Origin of the sequence: Acinetobacter sp. YH12255 (assembly GCF_013417355.1) — a bacterium.
GTDB classification, from domain to species: Bacteria; Pseudomonadota; Gammaproteobacteria; order Pseudomonadales; family Moraxellaceae; genus Acinetobacter; species Acinetobacter pseudolwoffii.
In genome coordinates, this window is sequence record NZ_VPEC01000022.1 from 22799 (window position 1) to 35092 (window position 12294).

At 46.5% G+C, this 12294-nt stretch carries 11 protein-coding genes; 7 read left to right on the forward strand and 4 right to left on the reverse strand.

Going from position 1 to position 12294, the window contains the following annotated elements; genetic code table 11:
- Nucleotides 1-188 precede the first annotated feature (188 nt).
- Genes FTV30_RS10355 through FTV30_RS10365 form a run of 3 tightly spaced genes read left to right on the forward strand, consistent with a single transcriptional unit; the run spans nt 189 to nt 4961 of the window.
- Nucleotides 189-1553 carry a MacA family efflux pump subunit gene (locus FTV30_RS10355; RefSeq protein WP_180001549.1) on the forward strand — a complete coding sequence of 455 codons (1365 nt, stop codon included), beginning with the start codon at nt 189-191 and terminating at the stop codon, nt 1551-1553.
- A gap of 2 nt (nt 1554-1555) precedes the next feature.
- Nucleotides 1556-3532: a MacB family efflux pump subunit gene (locus FTV30_RS10360; protein ID WP_180001550.1), complete on the forward strand. Its 1977-nt coding sequence runs from the start codon at nt 1556-1558 to the stop codon at nt 3530-3532.
- 10 nt (nt 3533-3542) lie between these two features.
- A complete protein-coding gene (locus tag FTV30_RS10365) occupies nt 3543-4961 on the forward strand; it encodes an efflux transporter outer membrane subunit (protein WP_159516231.1) in 1419 nt (472 codons plus the stop codon).
- A 69-nt stretch (nt 4962-5030) separates the two neighbouring features.
- On the opposite strand, the gene FTV30_RS10370 is transcribed toward FTV30_RS10365, so the two are convergent.
- From FTV30_RS10370 to orn, 3 genes are all read right to left on the reverse strand, one after another.
- Entirely contained in the window at nt 5031-6866 is a 1836-nt protein-coding gene (locus FTV30_RS10370; protein ID WP_180001551.1) for a tetratricopeptide repeat protein, read from the reverse strand.
- A gap of 98 nt (nt 6867-6964) precedes the next feature.
- Nucleotides 6965-7735: a ThiF family adenylyltransferase gene (locus FTV30_RS10375; RefSeq protein ID WP_005172727.1), complete on the reverse strand. Its 771-nt coding sequence runs from the start codon at nt 7733-7735 to the stop codon at nt 6965-6967.
- Nucleotides 7736-8192: 457 nt separating this feature from the next.
- Nucleotides 8193-8750, reverse strand: a complete 558-nt coding sequence (orn, locus tag FTV30_RS10380) for an oligoribonuclease (protein ID WP_004278381.1) — start codon at nt 8748-8750, stop codon at nt 8193-8195.
- Nucleotides 8751-8874: 124 nt separating this feature from the next.
- Here orn and rsgA point away from each other — a divergent pair, with 124 nt between their 5' ends.
- The 4 genes from rsgA to secB all read left to right on the forward strand — a co-directional run bounded on the left by rsgA (nt 8875) and on the right by secB (nt 11207).
- Complete coding sequence (rsgA, locus tag FTV30_RS10385) at nt 8875-9933, forward strand: ribosome small subunit-dependent GTPase A (RefSeq protein WP_005095621.1); 1059 nt, start codon at nt 8875-8877, stop codon at nt 9931-9933.
- Between the two features lie 93 nt (nt 9934-10026).
- Nucleotides 10027-10434 (forward strand): rhodanese-like domain-containing protein, encoded by a 408-nt coding sequence (locus FTV30_RS10390; RefSeq protein WP_005095619.1) that lies wholly within the window; start codon nt 10027-10029, stop codon nt 10432-10434.
- Nucleotides 10435-10452: 18 nt separating this feature from the next.
- Complete coding sequence (gene grxC / locus FTV30_RS10395) at nt 10453-10710, forward strand: glutaredoxin 3 (protein WP_100329331.1); 258 nt, start codon at nt 10453-10455, stop codon at nt 10708-10710.
- Nucleotides 10711-10748: 38 nt separating this feature from the next.
- Nucleotides 10749-11207, forward strand: a complete 459-nt coding sequence (secB, locus tag FTV30_RS10400; protein ID WP_004278389.1) for a protein-export chaperone SecB — start codon at nt 10749-10751, stop codon at nt 11205-11207.
- Between the two features lie 212 nt (nt 11208-11419).
- Here the strand turns inward: secB and FTV30_RS10405 are convergent, their stop codons facing one another.
- Nucleotides 11420-12226, reverse strand: a complete 807-nt coding sequence (locus FTV30_RS10405) for an enoyl-ACP reductase (protein WP_005095616.1) — start codon at nt 12224-12226, stop codon at nt 11420-11422.
- Between the last annotated feature and the right edge of the window lie 68 nt (nt 12227-12294).

Genomic DNA, 12294 nt, shown 5'->3' on the forward strand with positions numbered 1-12294 from the left:
AGGGTCAAATCCTGTTATCAATGTCAGAACAAGCAATTCATGGAGCATTTTAAAATGGTCTGTATGGACGATATTTTCAGAAATCAGCCAATAGAAAATAATTCTCATTATAATTCAAAAAATTCACGATTTATCCCAATTTCGCTTTTATAATCAATCCCTATCTTTGATCCGAATTCGTACTCAATATGCCAAAAATAAAACCGACGAAACTAATTATGGCCGCCGTGATTGCCATTGTGTTAATCGCTGCGGGGTGGTATTTCCTCAAACCTAAAGAACAGCCGCCACAGTATATTACTGCTGAAGTAACACAGGGTGATATTGAAAGTTCTGTACTGGCGACCGGTATTTTAGAAGCCACCAAAATGGTCAGCGTAGGTGCCCAGGTTTCTGGCCAGGTGAGACAAATGTATGTGGAACTCGGTGATCAGGTTAAACAGGGTCAGCTGATTGCACGAATTGATTCTGTTCGTCAGGAAAATGATTTAAAAACTGCTGAAGCCAGCATTAAAAACCAGATGGCACAGCTTGCAGTGAGACAGGCGAATCTGGCCAAAGTTGAAGCTGAATACAATCGTCAGAAAGCCATGTATGCACAGGATGCAACTTCCCGTTCAGAGCTGGAATCTGCATTTGCCAGTTATAAAACGGCTCAGGCCGATATCACGGCAATCAATGCACAGATCGAACAGTCGCGCCTGACCTTGGCAACTGCCAAAGAAGACTTGGGTTATACCCAGATTGTGGCACCGATGGATGGCACGATTGTGGCGATTGTGACCGAAGAAGGTCAAACCGTGAATGCCAATCAAAGTGCACCGACCATTGTGAAACTGGCCAAGCTCGACACCATGACCATCAAAGCTGAAATTTCTGAAGCAGATGTGATGAAAGTGGAAGAAGGCCAAACCGTTTATTTCACCACGCTGGGCAATAACGAGAAAAAGATTTACGCCAAACTACGTCAGGTTGAACCTGCACCCAATTCGATTAATACCGATTCAAATACATCTGGTTCATCGTCAAGTTCTGCGGTGTATTACAACGCTTTATTTGATGTGCCAAATGAAGACGGCAAACTGCGTATTGATATGACGGCGCAGGTTTATATCGTGCTGGATGAAGCTAAAAATGTGCTGACCATTCCAGCCGCTGCGATTCAGAGCTCAAATCGTCCGGCACGTGCCAATCGGGGTGAAGGTTCTCGCGGAGAAGGTTCCCGTAGCGAAGCTAATCCAGCAGCACGTCCTGAAACTGAATCGGCTCAAGGCAACCGCCCTGCCGCTGAACGCCCTGCCCGCCTAAATCTGTCTGACGCTGAAATTGCGCTGATTGAACAAGGCAAAGCACAGCGTGGCATGGTTCGTGTCTTGCAAGCCGATGGTACTGCAAAACCAACCCCTGTATTAATCGGTTTGAATAACCGCGCGACTGCGCAAGTGCTGAAAGGTTTAAAACGTGGTGATCAGGTGGTGATTGCTGATGGTTCTGACACCTCCAATGATGCAGCAAAACGCGGTGGCAATAGCCGTGGCCCAATGAGAATGTAAGCATGAATTCACAACAACAGCCTCTCCTCGAGGTGAAAAATCTGGTTCGTGAATTCCCTGCGGGTGAAAGCACGGTCCAGATTTTAAAAGGGGTAAATCTGGAGATTTATCCGGGTGAACTGGTGGCGATTGTCGGCCAGTCCGGTTCCGGTAAATCAACCCTGATGAACATTCTGGGTTGTCTGGACAAACCGACCACCGGTAGCTACAAGGTCAAAGGCCGTGAAACCCGCGAACTGGAAGCGGATGAACTGGCGCAATTACGCCGTGAATATTTCGGCTTTATTTTCCAGCGTTATCATTTACTGGGTGATTTAAACGCAGCAGGCAATGTGGAAGTTCCTGCGATTTATGCCGGTGCAGATTCATCTGAACGGCATGCGCGAGCCATCAAGATTCTGACTGATCTGGGTCTGGGTGAAAAAACCCAGAACCGTCCAAGTCAGCTCTCTGGTGGTCAGCAGCAACGTGTTTCGATTGCCCGTGCGCTAATGAATGGCGGTGACGTGATTCTGGCCGATGAACCGACAGGTGCATTAGACAAGAACAGCGGTATTGAAGTGATGCGTATTTTGCGTGAACTGAATGCCAAAGGTCATACCATCATTCTGGTCACGCATGATCATAATGTGGCTAAAAATGCGACACGAATTATCGAGATTTCAGACGGTAATATCATTTCCGATCAGCCCAATGTTCCTGAAGTCGAAGAGCATCTGGAAAAACAGCCGCTAATCCGCAGTGAACAAAAGAAGATTTCTTCATGGCGTTCTGCAGTTGACCGTCTGGGTGAGGCCTTCCGTATGGCCTTGCTGGCCATGAATGCACATCGCATGCGGACTTTCCTGACCATGCTCGGAATCATTATCGGGATCGCTTCGGTGGTCTCGGTGGTCGCACTGGGCAATGGCTCACAAAAACAGATTCTGGAAAATATCAGCAGTCTGGGCACCAATACCATTACCGTATTTCAGGGCCGAGGCTTTGGGGACAATTCCAGATCTTCACAGTCCAAAACCCTGATTCCGGCCGATGCCGATGCACTGGCCGAACAGCCGTATGTCGATGGCGTCAGTCCGTCGGTGAATAGCAGTGTCACCGGCCGTTATAAAGAAATTGAAGCTTCAACCACGGTCAACGGCGTCAGTGAAGATTTCTTCTATGTGCGTGGCATGACCTTCCAGTCCGGTCAGCCCTTTGACCGCAGTAGCGTCATGCAACAGGCGCAAGATGTCGTCATTGACACCAATACCAAAAATACCTTCTTTAAGGATGGCACCAATCCGGTGGGTCAGGTGATTTTACTCGGGAGCGTACCGAGCCGGATTATCGGGGTGATCGACGCGCAAAAAGGCATGATGGGCAATAATGACAGCCTGAATGTCTATCTGCCGTATTCCACCGTGATGAGCCGTATGCTGGGGCAATCCAATGTACGTAGCATCATTGTGCGGATTAAGGATGAATACCCAAGTGCGGCGGCTGAAAATGCAATTTTAAACCTGTTGGTACAGCGCCATGGTGCGCAGGATGTGTTTACCCAGAATGCCGACAGTATTCGTGAAACCATTCAGCAGACCACAGCGACTATGACGCTTTTAATTTCGGCGATTGCTGTGATTTCACTGGTGGTCGGCGGGATCGGGGTGATGAATATCATGCTGGTGTCCGTGACTGAACGTACTCAGGAAATTGGTGTGCGTATGGCGGTGGGTGCCCGTCAAAGTGATATTTTGCAGCAATTCCTGATTGAAGCCGTTCTGGTCTGTATCTTGGGTGGTATTTTGGGTGTGCTGCTTTCCCTCGGGATTGGCCAATTAATTACCCATTTTGCCGGCGGTACTTTCCAGATGGCCTATTCAACCACTTCGATTGTAGCGGCCTTTGTCTGCTCAAGCCTGATCGGGATTGTGTTTGGCTTTATCCCGGCACGTAATGCCGCTCGTCTGAATCCAGTCGATGCGCTCTCTCGCGAATAAGGAACCTGATATGCAAATGAATTTAACCAAGCTTGCCAGTGCCCTGTTGCTGGGAAGCTCGCTGACCGGTTGTGCGGCAGTGGTAAAAACACCTTATGAGCAGCCTGCGATTAATATGCCTGGCAATTTTCAAAATAATAAGGTTTTAAGTCAGCAGATCCATGCCGACATTCTGGCAGATCAATGGTGGACCTTATTTAAAGATCCGCAATTGAACAGTCTGGTCGATCAAGTGCTGGCGCAGAATACAGATCTGGCGGTGGCTGGCATCAGTTTACAGCAGGCGCGCATTCAGGCCAGACAGGCACAAAGCCAGCAAGGCGTCCGTGTCGGTGATGCACGAATTTCAACGGGCCAGCGTTTTGATCTGGAGGGTGGCAGCAATGCTTCGACGGGTCTTTCACTGGGCTATCCGGGCTTAAGCTATGAACTGGATCTGTTTGGCAAACTGGCCAATCAGACTGAAGCGGCGCGCTGGGAAGCCTTGGCATCTGCACAGGACTTACAGGCGACAGCGCAGAGCCTGATTGGCACCACGGCACAGCTTTACTGGCAATTGGCTTATTTAAACGAGCGTTATAGCGTGGTACAGCAAAATCTGGCAACGGCGCAAAAAACCTATGATCTGGTGCAGGTACAATATCGTGCCGGTGCGGTGTCCGGTCTGGATTTAACCCAGGCCGAACAGGCGATTCAAAGCCAGCAAGCCACCTTAAGCCAGATTGAGCAGCAACGGGTGGAAACGCGTACCGGCCTCGCAGTATTGCTGCATATGCCAGTACAACAGCTTTCTATTCAGGAGCCAAGCCGTTTACCGAATATTCAATTACCGAGTATTCAGGCCGACTTACCCGCGAGTTTATTGTCCCGTCGTCCCGACCTCCAAGCGACTGAACTACGTTTGCGTAAAGCGCTGGCCAATAAGGATGCCAACAAAGCCAGTTATTATCCTTCAATCAGTCTGACTGGGAATTTGACCACAGGTATTGGCAGCAGTACTTCGCTTTCAAATGCGTTGAAGAATCCGGTGGCGACTTTAGGTGCGGGTCTGACCTTGCCCTTCCTGCAATGGAATGACATGAAACGTGATCTGCAAGTCAATGAGCTGGAATATGAAAAAGCGATTATGCAATATCGCCAGACCATGTATGAAGCCTTTGCCGATGTGGAAAATGCCTTATCGAACCGGACTGAAATCAGTAAGCAAGTCACTTTGCAGCAACGTAATGTCGAACTGGCTGAACGTACCGAACGTCTGACTGAAGTACGTTATCGTAATGGCGCGGTGGCGTTAAAGAACCTGCTGGATGCACAGGAAACCACACGGAATGCACGGCTGTCTTTGGTACAAACCCGACAGAACCAGTACAATGCCTATGTGACTTTAATGCAGGCATTAGGTGGCAGTCCAATCCAGCAATTACCTTAAACAAAGCTTGAACCATAAAAAAACCGCTGCCAGACAGCGGTTTTTTATATTGCGTGATGTCAATAAAAATTACTTCATTTCTAAATAGGCATGCACATTTTTCAATAATTCAGTTGATCGCTCATGCTCGAGCAAACTGCCTTTTTCCAGCCAGTCCCGCGCGACTCCAATATCGCGTTCCACCCCAATTCCCTTGGTATATAAACGTCCCAGATGACTATAAGCATCGGCATTGACCTGCGCTGCCGCCTGACGGTAATACTGTACCGCCTGTTCGATATTTGCCTCAGTGCCTATGCCATTTTCAAACGCTTCCCCCAGCGCATTCAGTGCCACACCATTCTGCTGAGCAGCCGCTTTTTGCAGATAGCTCAAGCCTAAGGCAATATCCTGCGCAATCTGTTGTCCCTTAAGATACTCCAAGCCCAATTCTGCCTGTGCCTGTGCATGTCCCAGTTGTGCAGCCTGATGCAGATAACGATTGGCCTGCTCTGGATGACAGATAAAGACCGGATAAATACCTGACAGAGCCTGATACAGGAACCAGGCTGCTTCCTTGGAGCCTTTCGCAACCGCCTGATTCAGATATTGAATGGCTTTGTCGCGTGTCGGCAATGGATATTCCGCCAGACTATAAAAACGCCCGACCACATAAATTAAATCTGCCTCAGACTGAGCCTCGATCTGCCAGTATTGCTGGGCCACTGCCTGAATCATGCGGGTGGCTTTGGCTGTGTCTTTTACAGTACCGATGCCATTTAAATAACACAGTGCCAGACCCATTTGTGCATAAGCATCATCGGGACTAAGCTGAAATGCTGCCTGATACAGTTCAAATGCCTTTTGCGGCTCATGAGCCACTAGATGCTGTTCAAAATACAGCGCGGCAATCATGCATAAAGCGGGCGGATGCTGAGTATTGGCAGCTTCAGACCAGTAACGAAACGCCATGGTTTCATTTTTATCGACATACCAACCATGAAAATAAGCCAGTCCAATTAAAGTCTTGGAATGCGCATCGGCATGTTCTTTGGACTGCTGCATCAAATGCTGGAACACGCGCTGACGCTGGTCGGTATCGATACGGCCTTGCAGTACGCCAGCATAATAATCATAGAGACCTTTTTGATCACCAAGACTGATACAGCGTTTAATAAATTGCAGGGCTTGAGTCTGGTCTTGGGGCAGCCTCTGTCCACGCGCATAATCATCGGCGATCTGCTGATTGGCAGCCAGATGATCTTGCTGCGCAGCTAAAAACAGATAATGAATTCCCTGAACCAAATCTTGAGCCGCTGAATCTGTTAAATAATACTGCGCCAGTTGATACTGCGAATTGCTATGTCCCTGCCCGGCATTTTGAATGAGTAAGGCCAAGCGCTGCTGTTCAGCGTTCTTATCTTCTGGATTTGTTTCTGTAGTATAAGAAAGTTCAGTGATGCGGTACTGGGCATCCAGATTGCCACGGGCTACGGCATGTCGGTACCAGTACAGCGCCTTTTCCGGGTCAGCCATTTGATAGCGTTGCTCCTCATGAATCTGCCCCAGATAATAAGCCGCGTCATCACTGCCCAGATGAAAGGCTTTATCGAGATAACTGATGGCTGTTTCCGTATTTTGCGCATGTCCCAGACCCTGCAAATGCATCAGCCCCATGCCGACATAAGCCTGTGGAATTTCCTGTTGCTGGGCAAGATTCTGGTAAATCTGATAGGCACGTGCATAATTCGGATGTTCAGGATCTGAACTCAAGCGCGCCGCATGCTTGAGCTGTGCATCAAGCTGCTCAATCCATAGATCATGCTGCACAGCTTTGGCCTGATCACGTTTTACCGGATCCGGACGTTTCCACATCCAAATCCCCAAAGCCCCTATCCCCAAAATCAATACCAGCAAGAACCACATAACTGCTCCAAAACATTATTTTTGTTCTGCAAATGAATCCTTTCATTCTAAACGCCGTCTCAAAAAAAGCACATATCTTGTGCTTTTTATTTTGTAAATCAGGCTTTTGCTCTTTTACTATCCAGCTTCTTCAAGCCTTCTGCCACAGCGACCATGGCAAAGCTTGAAGTCACCACCACGGCAGAGCCATAACCACCACAGCGCAAGCCGGCACTGGCACAGACATCGGCACTCGAGAACGGATTATCGATAGAATAGACACAGGTAATGCCGAATTTTTCTTTAGGTTTTTTACAAATACCTTTGCCGCGTAACTGGGCACGCAATTTGGCCAGCATCGGGTCCTGTTCGGTTTTAGATAAATCGGCCACCCGAATTTTCAGGGGATCCAGTTTACCGCCTGCTCCGCCTGACACAATCAAGGGAATCTTGTTAAAGCGACAATGCAGCATCAAGGCAAATTTGGCCTTCACATCATCAATACAGTCGAGAATTAAATCAGGATTACCTGCTAAAATTTCTTTGATATTTTCCGGCGTCAGATAATCATCAATCAGATTGATCTTGATCCGTGGATTAATGGCATGACAACGCTCGGCCATCACTGCAATTTTTTCATGGCCCAAGGTCGTGCTCATGGCAGGCAATTGACGATTAATATTGGATGCCGCCACCACATCCATATCGACCAAACTCAGCTCGCCCACACCGCTACGTGCCAGCGCTTCTACTGCCCAAGAACCGACACCACCGATGCCAATCACCATCACATGACTTTTTTCATAATGACTGAAGCTGTCTTCTCCATAAATTTTGGCAACACCCGCAAAGCGGCGCTCATATTCATCGTCTTGAAGCAGTTCAGTCATAAGTCATCAATAGCTGTTAAATCACGGCTTATTTTAGCAAAGTCAGCATTTTTTTACTGCTTCTAAAATTTTGATACAAAATCTATCAGCAAAATCAGAAAGATAAATTCAGGAACATTTATAATTGGATAAAATTCATACATAAAACTTTAAATATGGGAGTCAAACACTGTGCTGATCAATGCTCTTTTGGCTCTCAATTTTATACTGATCACTCTACATTTTTATTTTTACAGTAGCCAAAAACAGAAAAACTATGCGCTGAGTATTTTTATTCGTTTGTTGATTTTAGGCCTATTCGGATATGTGATCCTAGATCGCCATGAAACCCAGACCCATCTGATTTTGGTACTGATATCCTGGGTGATATTTGAACTGATTGAGAGTTTATATCAAAAGAAAAAAGCATCAATCTCATAAAAAAAGAGGCTTTCGCCTCTTTTCAATTCATCGGAATTTAGTCTTTATTCATGATAAAGAAATATTGACGATAGTATTTCAGTTCGGCAATTGAATCACGAATGTCATCCATCGCCAGATGCGAAGCATTTTTCTTGAGACCACTCATGATTTCAGGACGCCAGCGTTTTGCCAGCTCTTTCACTGAAGATACATCCAGATTACGGTAGTGGAAATATTGTTCCAGCTCAGGCATCAGGCGATGCAAGAAACGGCGATCCTGACAGATCGAGTTACCACACATCGGGGATGATTTTGGATTGACCCATTTCTTCAGGAATTCAATAGTTTGCTGTTCTGCATCCTGAGCCGTCAGTTTACTGCGACGCACCCGTTCAATCAGACCCGATTGACCATGTTGACGGGTGTTCCACTCATCCATGGCATTTAACAGACGTGCAGGCTGATGCACCGCAAGCACAGGACCTTCTGCCAGAATATTCAAATTGTCATCGGTTACAATCGTCGCAATTTCAATAATTTGGTCATTGTCTGTGTCTAGACCTGTCATTTCAAGGTCAATCCAAATCAGGCGGGTATCAGCGGTGCTGCTCATAAATGTGCAATCTTATTGGGTTTAAAAACAACTATAGTAGCAAATTAATTACATCTTGGGTGTCATTCGGGGGCTGCTTCATGCTATTTTTGCCATCTGATTTACCCGGTTTTTTAGGATATGAATGGCCTTAATACGTAAGCGTCGTCTGACAGAGCAACAACAGCGCCGCATTCAGAAACAACAGAAAACACGTCAAGAAGATCTCGATACCTCCAGTGATCTGGAAGGTTTGGTAGTGCAACACTACGGCCGCCAACTTGAAGTGCAAGCTTTGTCTACTCCTGACATTCACCCTGAAAAACCTGTGGTTGCCGATGGCGAGCCTGAACCTTTCTGGAAAGAAATTGAATTGGGCAGTGTCTGGCGCTGTCATACCCGAACCAATCTGGATTTATTGGTCACGGGTGACCGGGTTAAATGGCAAGCCGATCCGAATACCGGATTGGGGATTATTACGGCGATTCATCCACGTAAATCCTTATTGACCCGTCCTGACCGCTATCACAAGGTTAAACCGGTAGCGGCCAATATTTCACTGATTGTGATTGTGTTTGCACCATTGCCTGAGCCAGCACCGGGCCTGATCGACCGTTATCTGGTGGCCTGTGCCGATGCCGATATTCCTGCGCTTCTAGTGATGAACAAAGCCGATTTGTTAAAAGAGAACGATCCAATTCTGACTCTGCTACAAGAATATCAAGACCTCGGTTATGAAGTAATGCAAACCCAGTCCGATGGTGATCTGACTGTATTGTCCAATCGTCTGGAAAATGAAACGGTGGCTTTTGTCGGTCAATCGGGTGTCGGTAAAAGTACGCTGATCAATGCGATCGTGCCAGATGCAGCCCAGAAAACCAATATTATTTCGGAAAACTCGGCACTCGGTCAGCACACCACCACCTCAACCCGTTTGATCGGTTTTGGTGAAGGTGCTGCCCTGATCGACTCTCCGGGAATTCGTGAATTTGGCCTGTGGCATCTGCCTTTAGATAAGGTACAAATCGGTTTTCCTGAAATTGAAAACCTGCTCGGACACTGTCAGTTCCGGAACTGCACGCATAAGCATGAAAAACAATGTGCTTTACGTCAGGCCGCGAGTGCGGGTGAAATTTTACCGCGCCGACTGGACAGCTATTTGCGTTTAATCGATGAAATCACTGAAGCACAGCAAAAAAATTAATTTTCTTGTGCCTCAACCCTTGAAGCGGTGATTTTGATCACCATATTTATGAGCTATACTCTTGGCAATTTTAAAATTGTAATTAGGTGAATTGTGGAACGTTGGTTCGAGTTTATGGGGAATCACCCCTTCTTATTTGGAACACTCGCGGTATTGGTAGTTTTGTTCTTCATTATCGAAGGTCAACGTAACGGTCGTAAAATTTCTCCGCAGTCGCTGGGAATTTTAGTCAAAGCAAAAAATGCCATGCTGATTGATTTACGGGATGCCAAAGACTTCCGTGAAGGTCATATCAGCGGCAGCCGTAACATTCCATATAGCCAGATTACAAAGCATGTTGAAGAGCTGAAAGCATCTGATCGCCCTTTGGTGTTCATTTGTAACCTTGGACAGGTGGCTGGTACTGCGCTACAACAAGTGGGTCATGCCGATGCATACCGTCTTGATGGCGGCATCAGCAACTGGAAAGCCCAGGGTTTACCTTTGGTGAAAAGCAAATAATCCACGAACAGGAGATTGATCATGGCTGACGTTATTGTTTATTCAACGACTGTGTGTCCTTATTGCGTGCGTGCAAAACAGTTGCTTGAGCGCAAAGGTGTCGCATATAAAGAAATTAATCTATCTCAAGAAGCACCTGAAGTACGTCTTGAATTGATGCAGCGTACCAATCACCGCACTGTGCCACAAATTTTTATTAAGGATCAATTCATCGGTGGTTTCGACCAGCTTTATGCTTTAGAGCGTGAAGGCAAACTTGATGAATTACTGGCTTAATTCTACTAAAATCATCACTTTATATTAAGGATCAAAGAATGAGTGAAGAACAACAAGCTCAACCACAATTGGCATTAGAGCGTATTTACACCAAAGATATTTCTTTTGAGGTTCCTGGGGCACAAGTTTTTACCAAGCAATGGCAACCTGAGCTCAACATCAACCTTTCTTCTTCTGCAGAAAAAATTGATGAGACTCATTTTGAAGTGGCTTTAAAAGTCGTTGTTCAAGCGACCAATGAAGGTGATACTGCTTTTATCGTCGACGTGACTCAAGCCGGTATCTTCTTGGTAGATGGCGTTGAAGAAGAGCGTCTTCCATACATCCTGGGCGCATACTGCCCGAACATTCTGTTCCCGTTCCTGCGTGAAGCAGTGAATGATATGGTGACTAAAGGTAGCTTCCCACAGTTGCTGCTTACCCCAATCAACTTCGATGCTGAATTTGAAGCCAATATGCAACGTGCACAAACTGCCGCTGTAGATGGTCAGGCTTAATCGCTGTCCTGCAAATCTAAAAAAGACCGCTTATGCGGTCTTTTTTATGGCCTTGAGTGAACTCCCCCTTTATCAAAGGGGGAATGAGGGGATTTTGCTCATTTACTCTTTTTTTAAAGAAAGGGTTTAGCAAGATTAAAGAAAAATAATCCCTCCTAACCTTCCTTTAAAAAAGGGAGGAACTCTTCCCCCCCACGGCAGAGAATAGACTTTTATTCCGCATCCGCCATTAAATCAGCGCTCATACCCACGGTATTGAAACCGGCATCGACATACAGGATTTCACCGGTAATGCCATTGGCCCATGGCGAGCACAGGAATAATGCTGCATTGCCGACATCTTCAATCGTTACATTACGTTTTAATGGCGCAACTTTTTCATTTAAGTCGAGCATTTTACGGAATGATTTAATGCCTGAAGCAGCCAGAGTACGGATTGGACCCGCAGAGATGGCATTGACACGAATACCTTCCTGACCCAAGCTCGAAGCTAAATAACGAACACCGGCTTCTAAAGAGGCTTTGGCCATACCCATCACGTTATAGTTCGGCATTACGCGCTCAGAACCTTGATAAGTTAGCGTTAACAGGCAACCTTGACGGACTTGTAGCAAAGGCTTTGCCGCACGTGCCATCGCGATAAAGCTATAGGCACTGATGTCATGTGCAATATTGAAACCTTCGCGGTCTGTGATTTCGGTAAAGTCACCATCCAAAGTATGCGCCGGTGCGAAACCGATAGAATGCACCACGCCGTCCAGACCATCCCAGTGTTTTGCCAGCTCAGCAAATGCATTATCAATATCAGCATCTACCGCCACATCACAAGGAAAAACCAGTTTTGAACCAAACTGTTCAGCAAAGTCATCTACCCGCTTTTTCAGCTTTTCATTTGGATAAGTAAAAGCCAATTCAGCACCTTCACGATGTAATGCCTGAGCAATACCAAAAGCAATGGATAATTTACTCGCAATACCCGCGATCAAGAAGCGCTTACCCGCCAAAAGTCCTTGTGCCATGTGAATCTCACCTAAAAGAATATATATGCATGATGCCAAGTCTGAGGCATTTTAGAAATTGCATAATG